21 protein-coding genes and 3 pseudogenes are annotated in these 22,122 nt (G+C 57.7%); 17 read left to right on the forward strand and 7 right to left on the reverse strand.

Features of this window, described 5'->3' with window-relative positions:
• Window positions 1–202: 202 nt before the first annotated feature.
• Window positions 203–652 (forward strand): hypothetical protein, encoded by a 450-nt coding sequence (locus EAH78_RS11850; protein ID WP_140667701.1) that lies wholly within the window; start codon window positions 203–205, stop codon window positions 650–652.
• 33 nt (window positions 653–685) lie between these two features.
• Here EAH78_RS11850 and EAH78_RS11855 read toward each other — a convergent pair whose 3' ends face one another.
• Window positions 686–1,642: an AraC family transcriptional regulator gene (locus EAH78_RS11855; RefSeq protein WP_140667702.1), complete on the reverse strand. Its 957-nt coding sequence runs from the start codon at window positions 1,640–1,642 to the stop codon at window positions 686–688.
• A 181-nt stretch (window positions 1,643–1,823) separates the two neighbouring features.
• Between EAH78_RS11855 and EAH78_RS11860 the strand changes: the two genes are divergently transcribed.
• The 3 genes from EAH78_RS11860 to EAH78_RS11870 all read left to right on the forward strand — a co-directional run bounded on the left by EAH78_RS11860 (window position 1,824) and on the right by EAH78_RS11870 (window position 5,119).
• Window positions 1,824–2,777, forward strand: coding sequence for a hypothetical protein (locus EAH78_RS11860; RefSeq protein ID WP_140667703.1), 954 nt, complete (start codon window positions 1,824–1,826; stop codon window positions 2,775–2,777).
• Window positions 2,778–2,857: 80 nt separating this feature from the next.
• Window positions 2,858–3,277 (forward strand): MAPEG family protein, encoded by a 420-nt coding sequence (locus EAH78_RS11865; RefSeq protein WP_140667704.1) that lies wholly within the window; start codon window positions 2,858–2,860, stop codon window positions 3,275–3,277.
• A 363-nt stretch (window positions 3,278–3,640) separates the two neighbouring features.
• Window positions 3,641–5,119 (forward strand): DUF1254 domain-containing protein, encoded by a 1,479-nt coding sequence (locus EAH78_RS11870; protein ID WP_140667705.1) that lies wholly within the window; start codon window positions 3,641–3,643, stop codon window positions 5,117–5,119.
• Window positions 5,120–5,381: 262 nt separating this feature from the next.
• Here EAH78_RS11870 and EAH78_RS11880 read toward each other — a convergent pair whose 3' ends face one another.
• Window positions 5,382–6,146 carry a tetratricopeptide repeat protein gene (locus tag EAH78_RS11880; RefSeq protein ID WP_140667706.1) on the reverse strand — a complete coding sequence of 255 codons (765 nt, stop codon included), beginning with the start codon at window positions 6,144–6,146 and terminating at the stop codon, window positions 5,382–5,384.
• 270 nt (window positions 6,147–6,416) lie between these two features.
• Here EAH78_RS11880 and EAH78_RS11885 point away from each other — a divergent pair, with 270 nt between their 5' ends.
• Both EAH78_RS11885 and EAH78_RS11890 read left to right on the forward strand, forming a co-directional pair.
• Window positions 6,417–6,812: a hypothetical protein gene (locus EAH78_RS11885; RefSeq protein WP_140667707.1), complete on the forward strand. Its 396-nt coding sequence runs from the start codon at window positions 6,417–6,419 to the stop codon at window positions 6,810–6,812.
• 165 nt (window positions 6,813–6,977) lie between these two features.
• Window positions 6,978–7,289 (forward strand): hypothetical protein, encoded by a 312-nt coding sequence (locus EAH78_RS11890; protein WP_140667708.1) that lies wholly within the window; start codon window positions 6,978–6,980, stop codon window positions 7,287–7,289.
• A gap of 289 nt (window positions 7,290–7,578) precedes the next feature.
• Here EAH78_RS11890 and EAH78_RS11895 read toward each other — a convergent pair whose 3' ends face one another.
• On the reverse strand, window positions 7,579–7,821 hold the full coding sequence (locus EAH78_RS11895; RefSeq protein WP_140667709.1) for a hypothetical protein: 243 nt from the start codon (window positions 7,819–7,821) through the stop codon (window positions 7,579–7,581).
• A gap of 254 nt (window positions 7,822–8,075) precedes the next feature.
• Between EAH78_RS11895 and EAH78_RS11900 the strand changes: the two are divergent.
• Window positions 8,076–8,506: pseudogene (locus EAH78_RS11900) on the forward strand (GNAT family acetyltransferase); the annotation flags it as partial.
• An 84-nt stretch (window positions 8,507–8,590) separates the two neighbouring features.
• Here EAH78_RS11900 and EAH78_RS32685 read toward each other — a convergent pair.
• Window positions 8,591–8,668: pseudogene (locus tag EAH78_RS32685) on the reverse strand (SAM-dependent methyltransferase); the annotation flags it as partial.
• Window positions 8,669–9,065: 397 nt separating this feature from the next.
• On the opposite strand from EAH78_RS32685, the gene EAH78_RS11910 reads away from it, so the two are divergent.
• Window positions 9,066–10,688, forward strand: coding sequence for a DUF1254 domain-containing protein (locus EAH78_RS11910; RefSeq protein WP_140667710.1), 1,623 nt, complete (start codon window positions 9,066–9,068; stop codon window positions 10,686–10,688).
• Between the two features lie 56 nt (window positions 10,689–10,744).
• Here EAH78_RS11910 and EAH78_RS11915 read toward each other — a convergent pair whose 3' ends face one another.
• Complete coding sequence (locus EAH78_RS11915) at window positions 10,745–12,205, reverse strand: MFS transporter (RefSeq protein WP_140667711.1); 1,461 nt, start codon at window positions 12,203–12,205, stop codon at window positions 10,745–10,747.
• Window positions 12,206–12,459: 254 nt separating this feature from the next.
• Here EAH78_RS11915 and EAH78_RS11920 point away from each other — a divergent pair, with 254 nt between their 5' ends.
• The 8 genes from EAH78_RS11920 to EAH78_RS11955 all read left to right on the forward strand — a co-directional run bounded on the left by EAH78_RS11920 (window position 12,460) and on the right by EAH78_RS11955 (window position 19,888).
• Entirely contained in the window at window positions 12,460–13,236 is a 777-nt protein-coding gene (locus EAH78_RS11920; protein ID WP_140667712.1) for an ABC transporter substrate-binding protein, read from the forward strand.
• A gap of 91 nt (window positions 13,237–13,327) precedes the next feature.
• On the forward strand, window positions 13,328–14,017 hold the full coding sequence (locus EAH78_RS11925; protein ID WP_140667713.1) for an ABC transporter permease: 690 nt from the start codon (window positions 13,328–13,330) through the stop codon (window positions 14,015–14,017).
• Window positions 14,018–14,030: 13 nt separating this feature from the next.
• The gene (locus tag EAH78_RS11930; RefSeq protein WP_140667714.1) at window positions 14,031–14,729 is read left to right on the forward strand and encodes an ABC transporter permease; all 699 of its coding nucleotides are present in this window, start codon (window positions 14,031–14,033) and stop codon (window positions 14,727–14,729) included.
• 9 nt (window positions 14,730–14,738) lie between these two features.
• Entirely contained in the window at window positions 14,739–15,851 is a 1,113-nt protein-coding gene (locus EAH78_RS11935; protein ID WP_140667715.1) for a succinylglutamate desuccinylase/aspartoacylase family protein, read from the forward strand.
• A gap of 18 nt (window positions 15,852–15,869) precedes the next feature.
• Window positions 15,870–16,634 carry an ABC transporter ATP-binding protein gene (locus EAH78_RS11940; protein ID WP_140667716.1) on the forward strand — a complete coding sequence of 255 codons (765 nt, stop codon included), beginning with the start codon at window positions 15,870–15,872 and terminating at the stop codon, window positions 16,632–16,634.
• 115 nt (window positions 16,635–16,749) lie between these two features.
• A complete protein-coding gene (locus tag EAH78_RS11945; protein WP_140667717.1) occupies window positions 16,750–17,658 on the forward strand; it encodes a MurR/RpiR family transcriptional regulator in 909 nt (302 codons plus the stop codon).
• A gap of 273 nt (window positions 17,659–17,931) precedes the next feature.
• Window positions 17,932–19,038 (forward strand): alkene reductase, encoded by a 1,107-nt coding sequence (locus EAH78_RS11950; protein ID WP_140667718.1) that lies wholly within the window; start codon window positions 17,932–17,934, stop codon window positions 19,036–19,038.
• 487 nt (window positions 19,039–19,525) lie between these two features.
• On the forward strand, window positions 19,526–19,888 hold the full coding sequence (locus EAH78_RS11955) for a DUF6124 family protein (RefSeq protein WP_140667719.1): 363 nt from the start codon (window positions 19,526–19,528) through the stop codon (window positions 19,886–19,888).
• Window positions 19,889–20,051: 163 nt separating this feature from the next.
• On the opposite strand, the gene EAH78_RS11960 is transcribed toward EAH78_RS11955, so the two are convergent.
• Window positions 20,052–20,495, reverse strand: a complete 444-nt coding sequence (locus tag EAH78_RS11960; RefSeq protein ID WP_240051873.1) for a LysR substrate-binding domain-containing protein — start codon at window positions 20,493–20,495, stop codon at window positions 20,052–20,054.
• 90 nt (window positions 20,496–20,585) lie between these two features.
• Here EAH78_RS11960 and EAH78_RS11965 point away from each other — a divergent pair.
• Window positions 20,586–21,401, forward strand: a pseudogene (locus EAH78_RS11965) (sensor histidine kinase); the annotation flags it as partial.
• A gap of 387 nt (window positions 21,402–21,788) precedes the next feature.
• Here the strand turns inward: EAH78_RS11965 and EAH78_RS11975 are convergent.
• On the reverse strand, window positions 21,789–22,070 hold the full coding sequence (locus EAH78_RS11975; protein ID WP_140667722.1) for a hypothetical protein: 282 nt from the start codon (window positions 22,068–22,070) through the stop codon (window positions 21,789–21,791).
• Window positions 22,071–22,122 lie beyond the last annotated feature (52 nt).

The raw sequence follows: 22,122 nt of genomic DNA on the forward strand, positions 1-22,122 counted from the left end.
GCGGCCTCGTGCCGTAACCACGCACTGACTGGCAAGTGTTCAAGCATATGAGCATGAGATTCCCCCCGCTTGATTGATAAACCGGGGGTATTCAGGGATTTGGGGGCCGCTGTAAAAATAGATGTTCAAGAACGCATCGCCGCGTTAATGAGCTATACCCAATAGTCCCCCACCGCACTTCTTCCACTATTGGAGGTTGGCAATGAAACTCTCTACTCCCCTGTCAGCGCTAATGATCACCGCGAGTCTCTTCGGCTGCACTCACTCATCACACCAATCAATGAATCTTGCTTTGGCAGCGACCCAGAGAAACCCTGGTCATACCGCCACGACCACATTAACCAGTGTGGGCAATCAAACCAACTTTGACTTCTACATCACGGGTGTTCCAAGCGGAACCATCCTGCCCCCTCGCATCTACACGTTCATCAACAAAGGCAGTTGCCAGCAGCCCGGGCCAGCCGCGTTCGCAATGAACGATAAGGTCAACACTGAACCCAATGCGGGTACCGGCGGATGGACCTTTTACCGAAGCGCGCCGATAAAAATGCCAGACCTGCTGTCTGGCAAATACTCCATTGTCGTGCGTACTTCACCCGAGGATGGCAGCGCCGATATATTCTGCGGCGATGTGGCGCACGCAACTCGATGAAACCCGGTAAACGTCCATCGGCACCTGACTCGCTCATGCCGATTGTCTGCGCCAAGTGCCAGGGGATGTGCCGAACTGGCGCTTGAACGCGCGACTGAACGCGGCTTCGGATTCGTAGCCGACGGCAAAGCCGATCTGCGCCACATTACCGCGACCTTCGCGCAGGTGTTGAGCCGCCACGTGCATACGCCAGAGAGTCAGGTATTGCATCGGTGGCTGTCCGACCAGTGCCGTGAATCGCTCCGCGAATACCGAGCGCGACATGCCCACCTCCAGCGCCAGGGCTTGCGCAGTCCAGCTTTCGGTTGGCCTGGCATGGAGCAGCGCCAGCGCTCGTCCGATTTGCGGATCCCGCAACCCTGCAAGCCATCCGCTCCGCTCCGCGGGGAGGCTGGCGACATACTGGCTGACGGCCTCGACAAACAGCAATTCCGATAGCTTGGCGATGACCGTTGTCGAGCCGACGCGCCCCGCCGCAATCTCACTGACAGCGAAACGGAATGAGCTTTCGATCCAGGTGCCCGAAGCCGTCGCGCGCAGGTCCAGTTTCAACAAGGATGGCAGCGCCGAAAGCAACGGACTGAAGGGCGTTTCAGAGCCGAGGAATCCGCACAATAACTGTGTGGCCTCGCCGCCTCCGCCGTAGTTGATCCGTGAAATCGCGCCGACGTTCGGCGGCTGGATAACGTCCTTTGCCGACATGGGCTTAATACTCAGGTCGCTGCCAAAGGAATGAGCGTCATTGTGAGGAAGCAGCACGAGTTCGCCTGCCCCCACGTCGATGGCGGCACCCCCGTCGATGCGAATTTGCATGTGCCCGGCGGCGACAAAATGCGATGACATGACGTGTCGGGGCGCCGCCAGGAACGGCTTGCAGTCATCCGCCGAGATCCTGCCGTTGATGCACCAGGGCGCAGTGAGTTCAGCCTCGAGAAAGACCCCTCCAGACAGCCGAATCACCCGCAAAACATCAGAAAGCGCATCCAGCAATTGCCAACCCTCCTTTCCGGAGCCCGGAGCAGGTAATCAGGCGTACTGGTCATTCACTGCCGCAACGGCGACACCTAGATTAGCACCAACGCGGACCCGGCGACCGAGACGAGCCCCAGAGGCTCTGCCCATGGTTATGGGTTCCGACGTCAACCGTAGCGGCCCACAGCAGGAGATCGATATGAACACCCTCGCGACCATACCCGGCCCGAATTCAGGCAACGCCGCCCGTTATGCGCAACTTGTCAGATCATCAAAAAAATCGGAATGGCAGATCGATCGCGATTTGCTCCAGGACCGCAATTTCGACTTCTCGCGCAAATTCCTGCCCGACGGGCTGTCGCACATCGACCGCCTGAGCTTTCTCGCCGCGGACGAGGCGCGCCTGCTCAGTCAGATTCAGGGCCGGACCTATGCGTACCTCTTTGGCCTGGTCGAGCGTTTTATCAGTGCCAAGATGCTCGACCAGGGGCGCGGCCATGTCTTCGACGATCAGCTCGCCCTCGAAGCGCTGGTGCGTTTTTCCAACGACGAGCTCAAGCACCAGGAGCTGTTCCGGCGCATCGAAACGATGTTGGATTCGCACCTCCCAGCGGGATATCGCCAAGTGGCCGATGCCAACGATGTGGCGCGTGCGGTACTGGCGTCCAGCACCTGGTCGGTGCTGGCGCTGACCTGTCATATCGAGCTGTTTGTTCAAACCCACTACACGAAAAGCATCGCCCCGCGCGAGGAGTTGTGCCCCTTGTTCAAGGACGTCTTCAAATTTCACTGGAAGGATGAAAGCCGCCACGTCGTCCTCGATGAACTGGAGTGGAAGGCAGAGCACGCGAAACTCACACCAGCCGAATGCGACCGGGCGGTGAATGACCTGATTGCACTGGTGGGCGCCGTCGACGCCATCTTGCAGGCACAATCGACCGCCGATGGCGAGTACTTCATTGGCAATGTTTGCAGATCGCTCAGTGCCGATGAGACAGCGCAAATCAAGGCCGGCGTGCTGGGAGCGTACCGCTGGCAATACCTTGTCTCGGGCGTGCAGCATCCACACTTTGGCCGGCTGCTGACGAGCATGACTACGCCCGAACAGATGGCCAGGATTGAGGCCGCACTGGCGCCCATCATCAGCCACTGAACGACAGCGCGCGACCGACTGCCCGTCGGCCGCGCGTTGCGCGATGACGTGCTGACAGCGATCTGTGGAGGATGGCGGCCATGACGATACCGATGTGGATGCTGCTGGGATTTGCGACCTGGACGTTACTGCTGTTGATGGCCACCGTCGGCGTGTATCGCTGGGTCGCCATCCTGTTCTCGAAGGTTCCGATCGCCTCTTTCCGCAGCGATCAACTTGAAGGCGAGGACTGGTATCGGCGCGGGACACGGGCACACGCCAACTGCGTGGAAAATCTGCCGGTCTTTGCCGTCATCGTCTGGGTGATTTCAGCCCTCGAGATCAACGGGCCTGCGGTCAACTACTTGAGCCTGATCGTGCTGATCGCTCGCGTGTGCCAATCGCTGGTTCACGTAGGCCATGTGCAAACCGATGCTTTCGTGGCCGTTCGGTTTTTCTTCTTTAGCGTTCAGTTGCTGTGCTTTCTTGCGCTCATTGTCATCGCTGCGGGTCATGGCTGAGAAATTGCGCTCCATTTGACCGCCCGCTTGCATTCGAATTGACCCATTATTTGCATTCGTCCTGACCACCGATTGCATCGGATTTTACCGGCACGCGTTGTAATCATGATCGGCAGAGAACGGCCAGAAGCGGTCAGTCAGTGTCCATGAAGCATGTGGGCTATTCCGATTTTGAATATTGTCCAGTGCTGACCCCAATCGAAGAAGTTTGCCTCCTATATTGGCTGCCCTCCTGTGAATAGCGGGAGTTTGCTAAGTGACCTACGCTCAGATACGGCAGTAAACCAGCTGGAGTCTCGACGTGTTCAATCGCTGATGAGGACATCCAGAGCACAGATGATTTTGATCGGGAGCGACGCAACGATGAAACCGGATTATTCAACCTGCATGAAATGGATCGCAATCGCTGCCGCCTCGGTGGCTCTTGTAGCAGGCTGTGCCAGCCAGAGCGATCCCGTGGCCCAGGCCGAGAAAGCCGATGCAGCCAAGGGCATCGCCGCGCCCAGCCTCACCGAAACGAAGGCCATCGCCGAGGAAGCCTTCATCTACGGACTGCCGATCGTCATGAACTATGCGGTGATGTATGAATACGCCGTGGACAAAAGCGGCCCGCAGTTCAAGGCACCCTTTAACAAAATCAAGAACGAGCCCCGTGTCTTCACCTACCAGGACACGGCCATCGTCACACCCAACAGCGACACCCCCTATTCGTTCCTCTGGATGGATCTGCGCACCGAGCCCATGGTGCTCACGGTACCCGCAGTGGAAAAGAAGCGTTATTACTCGGTGCAGCTGATCGACGGCAACACCTACAACTACGGCTACATTGGCAGTCGCACCACGGGGAACGGCCCGGGCAACTACATGGTGGTCGGGCCTGACTGGAAGGGTTCCATGCCACCGGGCATCAATAAGGTCTTCTACTCGACAACGCCCTTCACGATCGCTGGCTACCGAACCCAGCTCTTCAATCCCAAGGATATGCCGAACGTGATCAAGGTGCAGTCAGGCTACAAAGTCCAGCCGCTGTCGGCGTTTTTGAAACAACCGGCGCCGCCTGCATCGCCGGTTATCGATTTCCCGCCAATTACCACGGCGGGGATCAAGGAGAACTTCTTCGAGTACCTCGATGCCGCGCTCCAGTACGTGCCGCCAACACCGGAAGACAGGGAGATTCGGGCACGAATCGCGCAAATCGGCATCGGCCCGGGCAAGAGTTTTAAGCTCAAGGAGCTCTCGCTCGAACACAAGGCCGCCGTCCTGCTCGGCATGAAGGAAGGCGACGAGAAGGTGGACAAGTGGTTGTCCGGCGGACTCAAGAACATCAATGGCTGGGGCATCGGTTCGTATTTTGGCGACCGCCACTTCTACAACGGCAACTGGCTGATGCGCGCGGGCGCGGCCAAGGGCGGTATCTACGGCAACGATACAGTGGAAGCCACTTATCCCATCACCCGCACAACAGCGACCGGCGAGCCACTGGACGGCAGCAAACACAACTACACGCTCACCTTCCCCGCCGGACAGCTGCCGCCGGTGAACGCGTTTTGGTCGGTGACCATGTACGACGGCAAGACGCAGCTCCTGATCAAGAACCCGATCGACCGCTATCTGCTGAACTCGCCCATGCTGCCGGCCATGAAGAAGGGCAAGGACGGCGCGCTTACCCTCTACATCCAACGGAACTCGCCCGGTAAGGCGCTGGAAGGCAACTGGTTGCCCGCGCCCGACGGCCCGATTTATTTGGTGATGCGCCTCTACTGGCCCAAAGAGACGCCACCCTCAGTCCTGCCGGCTGGCGAAGGAACATGGAAACCAGCAGGCATCGTGGTATCGAAATAGAACACGCGCCGGCTCCCGCAGGTTCCCCGGCATTTGTCGGGGGCTCTCTCCGTTGTTCAGGACGGCAAATACCGCGTCACACTCGCGTCCAACAGCTTGATCAGCGCTGGCTCCATGAACTGGAAATCATCAGGTATGTAACCAGTAATTGACCGCTTTGACCGTTAGCTATATTTCGGGAAAGGGCCGCTTTGGGTCGTTCTCTGCCGGTCATCGCGTTTGAATGCGCAAATGGAGGATGAGTCCTTAATCACAAGCGAATTCAACCGCGCACCAAATAGGCCCCTGAAGGAACCCGATATCGCAGTTTCTTGCATTTGCCGGGGGCAGGCTGATGCCCTGGCGGGCGACCAGGAAACCAGATTCGGCATTTACCCGGTGGCGGCCTGTGGCCGCGGGGAATCTCAAGCTGATCGTAGGCGGACTCTGGCTCGACGGAAGTCATTTGCACCGTTCCTACGGGCAGAAGTCTGCCTGCCGTCGGTGAATCCGATGCCAAATCTGCCTGTGCGCGAGCGAAGTTGCCCGCGTCACGCCCAGTGTCTGCAGTGGATTGCTCAATCACCGCCCTCTGCGCTTCGCGGCGCCTTTGGGTCTCCGCTTCCAGCGCTTCCCGCACTGCGACCCGATCTTCTTTGGCGTTGGGTGGAATACCCGAAGATTGGGCCTGCTGCGCCGCCTGAATCAGTTGGAAGTTGCGGTTGCGCAACTCGATGTTGCGCCCAACCCGCAAGTTCGAGCGCACCGCCAATGTTTCAGCCTGCTGGTACTGCCCCTGCTGAAGGCGCAACACACCGAGGTAATGCAGCGTCGCGGGATTGTTCGGCTGGATATGCAGGGCACGCTCCAGCGTGGCGGCGGCCTGGTCCCGTTGGCCATTTCCATACTGCTGCGAGGCTGTTTCGATCAGGGCGGTAGACGCGCTGTTGCTTTGCGCGGACGCACCTCGCTCGGCAGCAACCGAACAAAACGACCCGACGGCGCAGAACATCAGGATAAGGCCGGGCAGAAAATACTGGGTGGGCATCAGGGTCGGACTCGACAGAACTCGGAAGGCATTGCTGTTAAACAGGCCACGGCGCTGCTCGGCGTTTGCGATACAGGGCGGCAATTGACCGGGGCAATACCCCGAAGTTCCTGCTGCTACGGGACCTATTTAAACAATGGTCCTTTAGAACTTTTCTCTATTTATCGGTCTATCTGGATAGGCACTTTCGCTCGGTAAGCACTGCCCCCGCAGGCTTGCCTCAGCCAATTGGCCACATGCCCAATTTTCGATCAGAGGTTGTCTTCGCTCATGAAATTCAATGTCCCACGGATGGTGCTCTTCGGCCTGTTCGCGTTTGCGGCAGTGAGCTCGGCATCAGCCACACAGATGAAAACCTTAACCCCTGTTTTCGCCAATGAAGTCACAGTCGTTCAAGCGCCTGCCCACGCCGCTGAGAACCCTTGGCCAACCTTGGCCAGTATGGCCGGCAATCATCCAGGGCCGTTGCTTGCCCATGACGACCGCTACTGGCGCGACGGCCGTTGGCATGATCGTAGAGACGATTGGCGCCGGGACGAATGGCGCAGAGAGAATTGGCGCAGAGAGCAAGCTCGCCGAGAAGCGGAAAGTCGTGATTGGGAGCGCCATCAGGATCGAGCCATGCGGCACCGTTACGAGGACGAGCACCGTTACTATCGTCGCTAGGTTGTGTTGCGTCGACCGGTTGAACTCACAGTCAATTGCTGCCCGTCGTCGCAGGCAGCAATCGGCTAGAAGCAGTTCTCTAGACACCACATACCTGTCCGAGCCTTACAAAGCGCGCTAGGGTTTAACTATTACGAAGGTTTGACACTTGGGTGCCTTGTAGAGATGAACCGTACAGAGCAGTTAGTCCAAGGATCAACACAACACAACAGTCCACTTGAGCTTCTCATCCATGTGCTGGAGGCTTCCATCGAATTGGTATCGCTTCCCGAGAATGATTTCAGCTGGTCTCTTTGGTCGGATAGAGATGAAGCGAAAGCAGAATTGGAGGGGCTGATCAACTCGCTTAGAGCTGGGGTACTGCCCGAAAGAGTGCGCTTTGCTGTACTTTTTGCCCCAACAGGCCCGCTGCAAGAAGTCAGTATCAGCAGCGGGTGGGCAAATACTTTGTTGAAAGTCGCCGATAAATTTGATTAAGCAGAAGCACAGCTATGGTGAGCGAATAAAGCAGATTTGGCAGATGCCAGAGCAGCAACATCAAATAGTCCTAATGACTTCTTTGGTCATTCTCTGCCGGTCAGGGATGCGAAGCATGTTGTTCTAATACAATGCAAATGACTGGTCAGGTCGAATGCAACTGGTTGGACATGTCTGAGCAATTACCCAGCAGGCCGCGGGGATTCAATTCTTTGCGCTTTGAATCATGTTTCCAGCTGCACCCTCATCATTTCCATGCTGAGTCTCTGTACTGATTCGCGAGAGGTTACTACCCCCCTTGAGTATCAATATCGGCATCTTGAACCGGCTTATGTTCAGGTTCTGATTTGAAGTCGGGACTGAACGAGTTTTCTTTAGCTGCGGGGTCTTGTTTTGGATTATTAGGCGCGTCAACCTCGGCCGTTTTCGACGGCACTTCAGACCGCTTGGGGTCATGACCCGTTTCGTTATCCGTGCCGCTCGTACTGCCCTGCTGCGATATGTTTCCCGGTGCATTCTCATCGATATCCATGCTGCTCTCCGATGGTTATGTATATGTCCGTGCTTGAACATGTGACGCAGAGCAGCGCTGTAAGTGCCCGGCAATAGACGAATGGCGAGAACAAAAAAACCTGCGCACACTCCTATCGTATCGTTCTTCACCGGTTGCTTTTTGGTGGATTACAGCCCTTCGTAGGGGGCAGCTATCGGCCAAAACAATGGACATTTCCCACGCCAAGGCGCTAGCGTCAGCCCCTTCAATTCGAGTGCTACACCATGGATGCTATTGCCGACTACTCAAATGAACACCATCGCCGTTGCGTCGTAGAACTCTGGGAAACCGTATTCGGTTACGAAACCGCGCATAACACCCCCAGCCTTGCTATCGACAAAAAACTGGCCGCAGCGGATGGCCTTTTCTTTGTAGCGCTGTCGGGAAATGAAGTTGTTGTAACCGTTCCCGATACGACGGCCATCGTGGATGGTTGTACTCGGTGGCGGTGCACCCGTCGCACCGCAGAAAAGGCATAGGGATGAATCTAGTCCGTCATGCAGAGGATGCTTTGACAGCGCGAGGCTGCATGAAAATCAACCTGCAAATCGTCAGCTCAAATGAAAGTGTCAAAACCTTCTACGAATCTTTGGTCTACTCGACCGAACCGCGAATCAGTATGGGCAAAAAGATCGAGTCGAATATCGAGATGCCGGGAGAGTAGGCTTGGTGAACGCCCGCTTCGGGTCGATTGCAGCCCCTCCTGAGGGGCAGTTCATCAGCCAAGAGCTGCCATTCAGATCGCCGTTCAGACTGTTTTACACGTTAACCAGGCACTCCAGAACAGGCTGCTGAAAAACCGGGTAGCGTCCCCAAAACCCGAATCAACTTAGGTCTAAAGAATGATAATAAAAATTCATTAATTTTATGTAACGCATTCCTGACAGGAATGCCAAAGCACTTAGGTTTCGTTCAAGCGACAGTCAGGGAGGGTCGCTTTCAGTCCGTCTCGATGGGCCGCAATCAGCCCAAAGCAGCTGGTAACTGGAGCAATGGCAAATGTGCACCTATGCTTGGTTTTGCTGGAAAACCGATCAAGCAGACGGTGCTGCTCCGACAAGGGTGCGCAACATTTGAAACAGGTCATCTGAGCGAATCAACGCCAGTACTCCTCAGTGATGACCCGAGCGCTAAGTAAGTGACCGCGCTTAGAGAAATGTCCCTGCGCCGTAGTTCCCGAGTTTGGGTTGTCCATGCATTTGGCATCCTTCAAGGAGAACTCTATGACGCAAGCTCTCAAACCCATAGCCGTTCTGGCTGCTTTTATCGCGCTGGCCTTGCCTGCCATGGCAGCCACGCAGGCAGCCACCGAAATTCCACGGGGGATCACTACACCCGATCACATCGAAACCCGTATCGGCACACTGGAGTTCAAGGACGGCGCGCCAAGCGTAAAAACCACGCAGGACGTCTACGACACCTTGGCGTTCACTCGCGGTATCGACGCGTTCATGAACAGTTTTTCGGGCGCATCGGCCTATGCGATTCGCGAGGGTTTCCACAGCATTGGGGCTGAAGACAATTCGGTGGTCATCTTCTCCGAGTTGATGGACGCCCAATCGCTCTTTCTCACCGCCAACGCCGACACCATCTATTCGCTGTCTGTTCTCGACTTGACGAAAGGTCCAATGGTGATTGAGGTGCCACCCAAATCACTCGGCACGCTCAATGACATGTGGTTCGGCTGGATCATCGACATCGGCGCGCCCGGCCCTGATCGGGGCGAAGGCGGAAAGTACCTGGTCGTGCCGCCGGACTACGACGGTCCGCTTCCAGACAGTGGCTTCTTCGTAGGCCGATCTAAAACCAATCATGTTCTGTATGCCGTTCGCGCCTTCATGGAGAACAATGATCCGAAACCCTCTGTCGACCTGATCAAAGACAAGCTGAAAATTTATCCCTACACGCCCGGCGGCTACGGCACCAGCATCGCCACGGCGCTCGCCGGCCAGATCAGGCTGGAGCCCGATCCGCCGATACCGCCGACAAAATTCGTGGAGGGCAGCGGCAAGTCTTTCAACACCATTCCCCCTAATGACTTTGCCTATTACGAGATGCTCGACAAACTTGTGCAGCTGGAACCGGCCACCTCGTTCGACCCGGAACTCCTTGGCCAACTGGCGGGCATCGGGATCGCCAAGGGCAAGCCCTTTGCTCCGGACGAGCGGATGAAGAAGATCCTCACCGACGCGGCGGCCGTGGGCAATGCAGCGGGACGATCACTGAACTTTCGTGGCGCCGAATACCCCGGCTGGGCTTACTACCCGAATTCGATGTGGGCCAACATGCTATGGCAGGGTGGTTTCGACTTTGAGACACCGCCGCCCATGATCACCAAGGAAGGCTTGTTCAAGCCATTACCACCGACCGGTGCGCGAACGCTCGATTCGCGCACGGCCTTTTATTACGGCTACACCATGGATTCGCCGGGCATGATCATGCGACTGCCCAATGTGGGCTCGCAGTACCTCATGGGCTTCACCGATGCGCAAAAGAATCCCTTCGATGGCGGCAAAACCTACAAGGTGACCTTGCCACCGAAAATTCCAGCAGCCAGGTTCTGGTCGTTCACCGTCTACGACAATCAGACGCGGTCCATGCTCCAGACGCCGCAGCGCTACCCGCGCGCCGGCAGCCAGACCTACCCTTCCCCGGCCGCCGTCGAGAATGCGGACGGGTCCACGACCATTTACTTCGGTCCGACCAAGCCAGCCGAAGCCAAGGCAGGCAACTGGATCCAGACCACGCCGGACAAGGGCTGGTTCACGATCCTGCGCCTCTACAGTCCACTTGAATCGTTCTTCAGCAAAGCGTGGCGGCCGAGCGAGCTCGAACTGGTTCGGTGAGACAACGTCACGGTCAGCACAACCGTTTGGGCGGTGCTGACCGCGATGTTTAAGGCTCAATCCCCCGCCTGCGACAAAGGCCTGGCCACCTGCTCCAACGCCTGACGCTCCGCCGCCACGCCCCAAACCGCTTGCACCCCCGCCGCCACACACATCAGCGCAGCGCCTATCAGATAACCGATCAACAAACTGCTGCGCTGCTGGGTCTGGATCAGTTGGCCAAACAGCATCGGCCCGATGATGCCGCCCAGGCCAGTGCCAAACGCGTAAAACACGGCGATGGCCAAGGCGCGGATTTCCAGTGGGAAGGTTTCTGCCACGGTCAGGTACGCAGAGCTGGCCGCCGCCGACGCGAAAAAGAAGATCACCATCCACGCCGCCGCTTGCTGGGTCACGTCCAGCCAACCCTGCTGGAAAGCATAGCCACTGAGCGCCAACAAGATCCCGGACGTCGCGTAGGTAAAGCTGATCATCACCCGTCGGCCGATCATGTCAAACAACCGCCCCAACAGCAGCGGCCCGCAGAAATTACCCAGGGCCAAGGGCAATACGTACCAACCGACCTGCTCGGCGGGCACCTGGTAAAAATCGGTGAGCACCAGCGCGTAAGTGAAGAAAATCGCGTTGTAAAAGAACGCCTGCGCGGTCAGCAGGGTCATCCCGACCAACGCCCTACGGGTGAAACGGATGAACAGGGTATGAAAGACCTCCGCCAGCGGCGTATGGTCCCGCGCGTGCAGGCGCAGCGGTTTGCTGGTCACGGCCGGCAGTTCATGGCCTTGTTCGCGCAGACGCGCTTCGATGCCTTCGACGATGCGTCGCGCCTCATCGCTCCGACCGTGGACCAGCAACCAGCGCGGGCTTTCCGGCAACCACAGGCGCATCACCAGAATCACCAGCCCCAGCGCTGCGCCGATGCCGAAGCACAGACGCCAGCCCAGATCGCCGCCGACCACGTTCGGATCCAGCAGGACAATGGCCCCACCGGCGCCCAGCGCTGCACCTAACCAGAACGTGCCGTTGATGGTCAGATCAACCCAACCGCGAAAACGTGCCGGGGTGAATTCCTGGATGGTCGAATTGATCGCCGTGTATTCGCCGCCGATGCCCATGCCCGTGAGGAAGCGGAACAACAGGAAGCTTTCCAGGTTGAAGGAAAACGCCGTCGCCGCCGTGGCGCCGACATACAGCCACAACGTAATGAAGAACAACTTGCGCCGCCCCAGGCGATCGGTCAGCCAGCCGAACAGCAAGGCACCGAGCACGGCGCCGGCGATGTAGACGCCGCCGGCCAAGCCAATATCGACGTTGCTCATGCGCAGGTCAGGGCTGTTTTTCAGCGCGCCGGACACCGAGCCGGCCAGCGTCACTTCCAGACCGTCGAGCAACCAGGTGATGCCCAGCGCGACCACGAGCAAGGAGTGAAAACGCCCCCATGGCAAACGGTCCAGGCGGGCTGGAAGATCGGTTTCGAAAACTGCGCCGGAGTTGCGGCTAAAGAGCTGTTGGTGGGTCATCGCCTCATCATTTTCATGTGCAGGGCATTGTGAGTTAGGAGTTAGCGCCGGGATTGGGAGTTCAAAATTCCGCGGCCGGACCGGGTTTTGATGCGCTTTGCCACGCGCCAATCTGATACGTTTATTTTCATACGTGTTGCTTATTGATTTTTATTGTGTCATTTATAGCCTCGCCGATCACAGGACTGATCCACCGCGCCAACCCGGATGGCGGGCAACCCGTTCCCTCAAATGCCCTCCAAGGAGTCAACAAAATGAACAAGACAGAACTTCTAGGTGCTCTGGCGCTATGTGCTTTCAGCTTCCTGGCACATGCCGATGACGACAGCCTGCGAATCGGTATCGAAGCCGCCTACCCACCCTTCTCCTTCAAGACACCGGAGGGCAACGTCAGCGGGTTCGACTACGACATCGGCAACGCCTTGTGCGAAGAAATGAAGGTCAAGTGCGAGTGGGTCATTCAGGAGTTCGACGGCATGATCCCGTCGCTCAAAGTGCGCAAGATCGATGCCGTGCTGTCGTCGATGTCAATCACCGAAGACCGGATGAAGTCCGTGGACTTCAGCAAAAAGTACTACCACACACCGGGCAAGTTCGCGATGAAGGCCGGCAACGTGATCAATGACCCGTTGCTGGACTTGAAAGGCAAGAAAGTCGGCGTGCAACGTTCCTCGACTTACGATCGATTTGCCACCGAGCAACTGGAAAAAGCCGGCGTCGTCGTGGTGCGTTACGGCTCACAAAATGAAGCCTTCCTCGATCTCGCCTCGGGTCGTCTGGACGCCACCCTCGCCGACATCGTCAACACCGATGAAAGCTTCATCAAGACACCAGCTGGCCAGGGTTTCGCGCTGACAGGGCCCGACATCAACGACCCGAAATACTTTGGCCGGGGTGCCGGGATCGCCGTGCGCAAAGGCGACAGCGCCAACGTTGCGCGCCTGAGTGCCGCGATTGACGCCATTCGTGCCAACGGCAAATACCAGCAAGTGATGGCCAAGTATTTCGCGTTCGATATCTACGGCGAGTAAGCCCTACCGATAGCCCCGGCGCCGGCCCTTTGCAGGCGTCACTTAGGGCTTGTCTTGCGCGCCTCGCGGCGCTCGCTTGAGGAACTTCATCATGCTCCACGGCTACGGATCGAGCATTCTCGATGGCGCCTGGCTGACCATAAATTTGGCGTTGACGTCCATGTCCCTGGCGATTGCCCTGGGGCTGATCGGCGCGGCATTTCGACTGTCACCGCTCAAATGGCTGGCCCTGCTCGGGGAAAGCTACACCACCCTGATTCGCGGCATTCCAGACCTGGTGCTGATCCTGCTGATCTTCTACGGCGGCCAGGATCTGGTGAACCGCATGGCCCTGGCGTTCGGTTACACCCGCTATATCGACATCAATCCCTTTGTCGCGGGTGTCTGCACCATGGGTTTCATTTTTGGTGCCTACCTCTCGGAAACCTTTCGCGGCGCCTTCATGGCAATCCCCAAAGGTCAAGCCGAGGCCGGTGTGGCCTACGGCATGGGCGGCGCGCAGGTGTTCTGGCGAATTCTGGTGCCGCAGATGATTCGCTTCGCCATTCCCGGGTTCACCAACAATTGGTTGGTCCTGACCAAATCCACCGCGCTGATCTCGGTGATCGGCTTGCAGGACATGATGTTCAAAGCCAAGAACGCAGCGGATGCCACACACGAGCCGTTCACGTTTTTCCTCGCGGTGGCGGCGCTGTACCTGATGCTCACCAGCCTGTCCTTGCTGGTGCTGCGCTATCTGGAAAAACACTACTCGGTCGGCATCAAAGCCGCCGAATTGTGAGGCGGAGCCAACCATGATTCTCGACTACAACCTGATCTGGGAAAACCTGCCGCTGTACTTCAACGGCGCCTTGTTGACCCTCAAAGTCCTGCTCATTTCCCTGGCCCTGGGACTGGTATTGGCGATTCCACTGGCGCTGATGCGGGTGTCGCGATCGCCGATGATCAACTTCCCTGCCTGGCTCTACACCTACGTGATTCGCGGCACACCCATGCTGGTGCAATTGTTCCTGATCTATTACGGCCTGGCGCAGTTCGAAGCGGTTCGCCAAAGCGTGCTCTGGCCTTACCTCTCCAGCGCCACCTTTTGCGCTTGCCTGGCCTTCGCGATCAACACCAGTGCCTATAGCGCAGAACTGCTGGCCGGCAGTTTGAAAGCCACGCCCCCAGGCGAGATCGAAGCCGCCAGGGCGATGGGCATGTCCCGCCTGACCTTGTACCGGCGCATTCTCCTGCCGTCGGCCTTGCGCCGGGCATTGCCGCAGTACAGCAACGAAGTGCTGATGATGCTGCAAACCACCAGCCTGGCTTCCATCGTCACCCTCGTCGACATCACCGGGGCCGCGCGGACTGTCAGCTCGCGGTTCTATTTACCGTTCGAGGCGTTTATCACCGCCGGCCTCATCTACCTCGTCCTGACTTTCATTCTGGTGCGTCTGTTCAAGTTGGCCGAGCGCCGCTGGCTGGCGTATCTGGCACCGCGCAAGCACTAAGGAGCTGCTATGGAGCACATTCAATACCGCTTGCCGTGGAGTGCATCGGGCACCGAACGCACGCTGACGCTGTTTCGTTTTGGCAGTGGCGCACGCAAAGCGTACATCCAGGCTTCATTGCATGCCGACGAACTGCCGGGGATGCGCGTCGCTGTCGAGCTCAAGCGCCGTCTTCTGGAACTGGAAGCACAAGGCCGCCTGAGCGGGGTGATCGAGTTGGTGCCCGTGGCCAATCCGATCGGTATCGCCCAGATGTTCCAGGCCACCCATCAAGGGCGCTTTGAGTTTTCCAGCGGCAAGAACTTCAATCGCGACTTCCCGGAGTTGGTTGATGTGGTTGCACCGCTGTTGGAAGGCCGATTGGGAGGCGATGCCGCCGTCAACATCGCCCTCATCCGCGGTGCCATGGTCGACGCCCTCGCCGCCATGCCGGCAGCGAACTCGGAACTCGACGGCCTGCGCCGCCTGTTGCTGCAGCATGCCTGTGACGCCGATGTGGTGCTGGACCTGCACTGCGATTTCGAATCGATCATGTTGATGTATGCGATGCCGCAACACTGGCCACGCCTGCAATCACTGGCCGCCCGCCTCGGCGCCGGAGTCACGCTGCTGGCCGAAGGTGCGGGCGGCAGCGCCTTCGACGAGGCCTGCGCCATTGCGTGGTTACGCTTGGCTGAGCGGTTTCCTGAAGCCAATATTCCCCTGGCGTGCGCGGCCACCACCATCGAATTGCGCGGCATGGCAGACACCGAACGCGAGCAATGCGTCGACAGTGCACATGCGATTCTCGGGTATCTCGCCGATCAAGGCCTGATCAGCGGGGACTGGCCCGCAGCACCGGCGAGCCATTGCCAGGCCGTGCCCTTCGCCGGCGCGCAGTACGCCTGTGCGCCCCATCCGGGTGTGGTGAGCTTCCTGCAACCGCTGGGCGCGCACGTCAAGGTCGGCGATCCGCTGTTCGAAGTCATTGACCCGCTGACCGACCGCCAGAGCGTGGTATGCGCCAGTACCGACGGCATTCTTTATGCCCGCGAACGGCTGCGCTTTGCCCAGCCTGGATTGTGGCTGGCCAAGGTTGCAGGCTCTACCCCCATTCGCCAGGGTCGCTTGCTCAGCGACTGATTCCAGAGAGTTCAAACCATGTACAAACTTGAAGTTCAGGACCTGCATAAAAGTTACGGCGCGCACCAGGTGCTCAAGGGCGTGTCCCTGCAAGCTCAAGCCGGTGACGTGATCAGCATCATCGGTTCCAGCGGCTCTGGCAAAAGTACGTTCCTGCGCTGTATCAACCTGCTGGAGCAACCCAATGCAGGCAATATCGTCCTCAATGGCGAACCGCTCAAACTGGTGACCAACAAACTGGGCGGGCTGAAAGCGGCCGAACCCAAGCAATTGCAACGCATGCGTTCGCAGCTATCGATGGTGTTTCAACACTTCAACCTCTGGTCCCACATGAGCGCTCTGGAAAACGTCATGGAAGCCCCGGTGCATGTGCAGGGTCTGGGCAAGAAAGAGGCACGGGAAAAGGCCGAGCACTACCTTGCCAAAGTCGGTGTGGCGCACCGCATGAACGCCTGGCCGGCGCATATGTCCGGTGGCGAGCAGCAGCGTGTGGCCATTGCCCGTGCACTGGCGATGGAGCCGCAAGTGATGCTGTTTGATGAGCCGACGTCGGCGCTCGACCCCGAACTGGTGGGCGAAGTGCTTAAAGTGATGCAGGATCTGGCGCTGGAAGGCCGCACCATGGTGGTGGTGACTCACGAAATGGGTTTTGCCCGCGAGGTTTCCAACCAACTGGTGTTCCTGCACAAGGGCGTTGTCGAAGAACGCGGCGACCCGCGTGAGGTGCTGGTCAATCCGCACTCCGAGCGCCTCCAGCAGTTTCTGGCCGGGAGCTTGAAGTAAGACCGCTACTGCTCGGCGCTGCCCTGACAAGGTTGGCTTCGGATACACTCCAGCCAACCTTGTCAGGGCATCAGGCACAGCCCTTCTCTCACCTTCAGGAAATGTTGAGCTGGATATGCCCACCCCATCCAAAGACACCACGGTCTACGCCGCGCCGGTCATGCGAAAACTGACGGAAATCGTTGCCGAACTGCCGCCGTCACTGCGCAAGGTCGCGGACTTCATCCTGCGTCACCCGCTCAAAGCCGCGACACTGACCATCGAGGAAATGGCTCACGAAACATTGACCTCCCCCGCCGCCGTCAACCGTCTGGCCAAAGCGCTGAACCTCGGTGGTTACAGCGGCATGAAAGCTGAACTGGTCGCAACGTTGCAGCAGATGGTGTCGCCGGTCGACAAATTGCGCAACGAACTGGCCCACCGCCCGGGCGGCGCATTTGGCTTGCATGAGCAACTCCAGAGCGCCAGCAGCAACCTGGCAACAGCGGTAACCAACAACCACGCCGACACGTTTGAAGCGTTCGTCACGCGCCTGACCACGGCACGTAAAATCTACATTCTGGGGTTCGGCAACAGCGTTTACTTCGCCGGCCTCGCCGCCTCGACCCTGATGCCCTTCTGTGCCGACGCCACGGCCATCAGCATGGAGGGCGGCAACGAAAATGCCGCGTACCGACTGGCCGCGATCACCGACCAGGACGTCTTGCTGGCGATCTCCCTGCCGCGCTACTCCCTCGACACCCTGCAACTGGCACGCTTCGCCAATGAACGTGGCGCATCGGTGCTGGCCATTACCGACTCCCCCGCCTCGCCCCTCACCGGCATCGCCGAGCACACGCTGTTTGCGCCGTGCGACCACCCGGTACTGACCAGTTCCAACATCGCCGTGCTGGCCTTGATCGAAGGTTTGGTCGCCGGCGTGATGGCGCGCAATAAAGAGGCGGTGAAGCTGGCGACAGAATTGACTGAAAGCGTGATGTCGTACCTGCATATTCCTACGAGCGGTAAACCCGCGAAAAAGTGAGTGGGTTAACCGGCCAGCCGACATCATCAAAGGCTGAGCCGCTTCACTGAGCGCGCTGTGGCTGCATTCCTCCCTCCATCCCGCAGTTTGATCCTCACGATCAACCTGCATTACAGCCGAAAAGTCCGAAGTGTTGGGAAACACGGCCCGTTTATCCGCCTGGGGAAATCGCATTAACTAATGCCAAGCGCCTCAACCCCGAAAGCCCACACGGCTTTCGACCCGGGCAGATATTCAATGGCTCTACCCCTTACTCTTCAGACCGAGGCAATCATGTCCAAACTTCACTCCCCAGTTAACGTCGGCCCCTTCACCTTCGCCCACCGTGTCGTATTGGCACCGCTGACCCGCATGCGTGCCGAAGAGGGCGCTCGCCCTGGCGCCTTGATGGCCGAGTATTACGCCCAGCGCACTTCCGAAGGCGGCTTCCTGATCGGTGAAGCCACCATCGCCGCGCCAAACGGTAACGGCTATCTCGGTGCACCTGGCCTGTTCGAGGACAGCCAGATCGCGGGCTGGAAACACGTCACTGACGCCGTGCACGCCAAAGGCGGCAAGATCTTCCTGCAGCTTTATCATGCGGGTCGACAATCCAATGTCGACGTGCAACCTGAAGACAGCATCCCCGTCGGCCCGTCGGAAGTCCTGCACGGTGGCGTGGCTTACACCACTGAAGGCTGGGTACCCAATACCCCGAACCGCGCCCTGACCCTCGAAGAGATCGCAGAGCAGGTAGAAAACTTCCGCACCGCTGCCGAACGCGGCGTGAAAGCCGGTTTTGACGGCGTGGAACTGCATGGCGCCAACGGGTATCTGGTCGACCAGTTTCTGCAGGACAACAGCAACAAGCGCACCGACATGTATGGTGGTTCATTTGAAAACCGTACTCGCTTTCTGCTTGAAGTGACCAACGCGCTGATTTCAGTGTGGGGCAGTGATCGCGTGGCGGTACGTGTCGGCCCGAGCGGCACTTGGGGTGACATGGGCGACAGCGATCCAGAAGGCCTGTTTACCTACGTAGCGCAACAACTGGCGCCGCTGAACCTTGCTTACCTGCACCTGATCGAGCCGCGCATTCTGGGCAACATCGAGGACGAAAATGCCAACCCTGCCCCCGTAGCTGCCCAGTTGATGCGCAAACACTACAAAGGCGTGATCATCGCTGCCGGTGGCTTCAACGGTGAAAACGCAGAAGCCATTCTTCAAGCGGGTGACGCCGATCTGGTGGCCTTCGGTCGCCACTTCATCGCCAACCCGGACTTGCCGGAGCGTCTGCGCCACAATCTGCCGCTGAACGCTTATGACCGTCCAACCTTCTTTGGCGGTACCGAAGTGGGCTATACCGACTACGAGTTCTATAAAGAAGAAGCGACGGCGTAATGTCTTTTTCCGGGTGCGAGCTGCTGTAGCGCAAAGACCCAATGAAGCCCCCTTGCGGGGGCTTTTTGCGTTGGGCGCGCAATCAACGGATCAGGCGCTGCGAACGTTTTGCGAACGGATGCTTAAACAAGGAAATTCCTGCCTGTTTAAACGAAGCCTCCTGTTACCACCCAAAGGCTACAACGCCTTGCGCCATCGCCTACGGGTAAGACAGAATCCGCCGGCTTGTGCGGCTGCGGGGTGGGTTATATCGTTTCTCGGTCACTGAAAAACAGTGATCGGGTTTGGTAGCCCGCTTTTAAGTGGTCGCATGACAACACCATATGCAGCCTTTTTTCGGGCTCTGTTTTATATGGTGGTCATGCGTGGGGCTCCTTCGTGAGCGCCGGGTTTCCCACTTAGACCGGTCTACCAACCCGCGTATGGCCACCACCCTCGTTTGGTAGCAAGGGTGATGGCTCCTTAATTTTCTAAGTGGAAGTCATCTATGTGCAAACCAACACCCAACCCACCGGACACCGATCCGGCATCGCCCTACGAATCGCTCGATTCGAAAAAATTCCACGAAGCGGCCGAACGCGCACTCGACCATTACCTCAACCCGGCTGCCCAGATCATGGCCAGCACCCACGAACCCGAACCGATGTTCCTCGCCAATCCGAAGTGCAACACCGAATCCCTGCTGGTTAATGCCAGCGAATCACTGGGCTCGGCTACGACCATGCTCAGTAATCTCGCGGCGTTGCTGGAGAACTCGCACCGCAAGACGCTGCTGGGGATTACGCAGGTGGTGATGTTGGGGGAATTGGCGGTGAATCAGGCGTTGGATAAGGTTGAAGTGAAGGAGTAAGGGCGAGCCTCTGTGGCGGGGAACTGGTTCGCCGCCGCAGAGGGGGATGTAGTGAGATCGCATGTGCGTCCAGGACTTTTCAGTTCGGGAAAATCGAATCTGCACCGACTGCTAACGGCCAATAGTGGACGTTCATCTCAGGACCGCTTTCGGCCAGAAGCGTTCATCCCCGCTGACGGCGGAGCACATCCAGCAAAATTCTGAACGCAGGCTGTAGGCAGACGTAAGTTGATTCCATATGGGCTGTCAGATCATGGGGCGTCACAGGTTTGGTCCTGCGATCGAAGTATGAGGGCGATACCACCACCGCCTGCCGAAAGTCAGGATCTATTCGAACTCCGATCATGTCCTTGGCCACCTGCTCGCCTAAACGAATCCCGGCGTCGTACCGTTGTTCGACGATATCAACCAACTCATAGTCATTGATGATTTCGACCCGAACCTCTGGGTAATCCAGCATGAGCCTACTCACAGCTGGCGCCAGGATCGTTGCAGAGGCTTGTTCTACCGAGGTAATCCTTAGGGAGCCCGCTGGTTTTCGAAGGGGATGAGGTGTCGTGCGCGACTGGAGGTGGGGAGTCGATCTTGTTGCGTTACAAGCCTGCAAATAGTCAGGCCGCTGCCTGAAGTCCCATACCCATAAGGTGGTGTACCGGTGATTACCACGGTTGCGCGAAACTCGCCCGCCCTCCCCTGCTTGATCCGTTTCAACGAGGCAATCGATCAGGCGCTCGCCGAATCAATCAATAGCTACACGGCAGCTGTTCAGGCCTCCCGAAATGTTTTCCTCGGCATTCTGGGACATGACTTGCGCACGCCCTTGAGTGCAATACTCTTGGGTGCGGACGTGCTTCTGCGAATGGACAATTTAGGGGCGCGGCCCACCAAAATCGCGTCCCGGATCTATTCAAGCGTGAAGCGAGCCAGCCAGATAGTCGGAGACCTCCTGGATTTTACCCGCTCTCAGGTCGGCCTAGGCATACCGGTAAAGACAGTTGAAATAGACATCGGCCCTGTATGCGAGAGAATTGTCGATGAATCCCGTACTGTTTATCCTGGGACAGAGATCCACTTGAATTCGGTCGGTCGTGCGGTTGGTTACTTCGATGGCGATCGCCTGGAACAGGTCTTTTCCAATTTGATCAATAACGCAGTCCAGCACGGTGATGGTCGCGATCCAATCACCGTTACGCTGGACGTCTCTGCAGACACACTTTCGTTCAGTGTTCACAACAGTGGCCAACCGATACCTGAAGAGGTTCTGCCGTTCATTTTCAATCCGATGGGGCGATATTCGCCTCAGGCATCGACTGACAACGGCCCCTACTCCAGCCTGGGGTTGGGCCTGTTCATTGCCGACCAGATAGTCGGTGCTCATGGTGGCCGTATTGAGGTGTCATCCGAGAGTCAATCAGGAACAAACTTCTTCGTGCTCCTTCCGTTGAGCACTCACCGGGAAAGCGATACAGCGGTCGACAGACGCCAAGGACCAAGCGTGCCGGGCACTCTCTGAAGACGCATGACTTGAATTCAACGAAGACTCGGATTCAGGGTTGACGCAGGACTATTGAGAAAAGCATTCCAGGCTTCATAAGCATCGTGATGTCGTTTAGTTGCACCGTCCCAGTCGGGCCCGGAAACACATCGGGATGAAACCAGCGTCATCATGCCCATGGTGGCGGCATCCAGTTCGATCAACAGTGCATGTGAGTGGATTCTAAAGTCATCTATCGAAGTCATAGTGCGAGCCCCGGCGGATATCACCGCTATCTGAGAAGCAAGCACCTCTCAAGCAGTAGAGTGCGACCATGTCTAAAGATTCATATTCTCGAATGTCCTGCTTCGCGCCTAATTGAGCATCCAGGTCTGAGACATAAACTTTATCGACAGAGCTGTTCAGCTAGTAACGCGCTACTTTTGCTGGAGCCCACCATTGAATGTCGACGTGCCGATTTTGTTTCGCACGTGCTTCGCGCATGCATTCTGCGTTACTGGCGAACAATGTCGCGGCTTGTTGAACGAGCTTGCGCCACTCGATACTGGTGATCAGGCCTTCGCATTCCATTTTGTCAGCAGACCTCAATAGCGTGTCGTACCGGTCCTCAGCATCGATACAGTTGTCGGACAGTGAAAAGAGCTCTCGCCAGGCTGTTAATGCTCGCCTTCTACGTGCCTCTTTCATCGTGCCCCTCCCCGGTAGTCGTAGGGAGTAGATATCAATAAAGCTCACGCGT

The sequence above is a fragment of the Pseudomonas arsenicoxydans genome (genome assembly GCF_006438915.1).
GTDB lineage: Bacteria > Pseudomonadota > Gammaproteobacteria > Pseudomonadales > Pseudomonadaceae > Aquipseudomonas > Aquipseudomonas arsenicoxydans_A.

Excerpts from the sequence above, each read along its gene's own strand:
- EAH78_RS11865 (WP_140667704.1), top strand. The coding sequence starts at position 2,858 with ATGACGATACCGATGTGGATGCTGCTGGGATTTGCGACCTGGACGTTA.
- EAH78_RS11945 (WP_140667717.1), top strand. The coding sequence starts at position 16,750 with ATGCCCACCCCATCCAAAGACACCACGGTCTACGCCGCGCCGGTCATG.
- EAH78_RS11940 (WP_140667716.1), top strand. The coding sequence starts at position 15,870 with ATGTACAAACTTGAAGTTCAGGACCTGCATAAAAGTTACGGCGCGCAC.
- EAH78_RS11870 (WP_140667705.1), top strand. The coding sequence starts at position 3,641 with ATGAAACCGGATTATTCAACCTGCATGAAATGGATCGCAATCGCTGCC.
- EAH78_RS11975 (WP_140667722.1), bottom strand. The coding sequence starts at position 22,070 with ATGAAAGAGGCACGTAGAAGGCGAGCATTAACAGCCTGGCGAGAGCTC.
- EAH78_RS11950 (WP_140667718.1), top strand. The coding sequence starts at position 17,932 with ATGTCCAAACTTCACTCCCCAGTTAACGTCGGCCCCTTCACCTTCGCC.
- EAH78_RS11910 (WP_140667710.1), top strand. The coding sequence starts at position 9,066 with ATGACGCAAGCTCTCAAACCCATAGCCGTTCTGGCTGCTTTTATCGCG.
- EAH78_RS11885 (WP_140667707.1), top strand. The coding sequence starts at position 6,417 with ATGAAATTCAATGTCCCACGGATGGTGCTCTTCGGCCTGTTCGCGTTT.
- EAH78_RS11935 (WP_140667715.1), top strand. The coding sequence starts at position 14,739 with ATGGAGCACATTCAATACCGCTTGCCGTGGAGTGCATCGGGCACCGAA.
- EAH78_RS11920 (WP_140667712.1), top strand. The coding sequence starts at position 12,460 with ATGAACAAGACAGAACTTCTAGGTGCTCTGGCGCTATGTGCTTTCAGC.
- EAH78_RS11880 (WP_140667706.1), bottom strand. The coding sequence starts at position 6,146 with ATGCCCACCCAGTATTTTCTGCCCGGCCTTATCCTGATGTTCTGCGCC.
- EAH78_RS11915 (WP_140667711.1), bottom strand. The coding sequence starts at position 12,205 with ATGACCCACCAACAGCTCTTTAGCCGCAACTCCGGCGCAGTTTTCGAA.
- EAH78_RS11930 (WP_140667714.1), top strand. The coding sequence starts at position 14,031 with ATGATTCTCGACTACAACCTGATCTGGGAAAACCTGCCGCTGTACTTC.
- EAH78_RS11860 (WP_140667703.1), top strand. The coding sequence starts at position 1,824 with ATGAACACCCTCGCGACCATACCCGGCCCGAATTCAGGCAACGCCGCC.
- EAH78_RS11925 (WP_140667713.1), top strand. The coding sequence starts at position 13,328 with ATGCTCCACGGCTACGGATCGAGCATTCTCGATGGCGCCTGGCTGACC.
- EAH78_RS11955 (WP_140667719.1), top strand. The coding sequence starts at position 19,526 with ATGTGCAAACCAACACCCAACCCACCGGACACCGATCCGGCATCGCCC.
- EAH78_RS11890 (WP_140667708.1), top strand. The coding sequence starts at position 6,978 with ATGAACCGTACAGAGCAGTTAGTCCAAGGATCAACACAACACAACAGT.
- EAH78_RS11850 (WP_140667701.1), top strand. The coding sequence starts at position 203 with ATGAAACTCTCTACTCCCCTGTCAGCGCTAATGATCACCGCGAGTCTC.
- EAH78_RS11895 (WP_140667709.1), bottom strand. The coding sequence starts at position 7,821 with ATGGATATCGATGAGAATGCACCGGGAAACATATCGCAGCAGGGCAGT.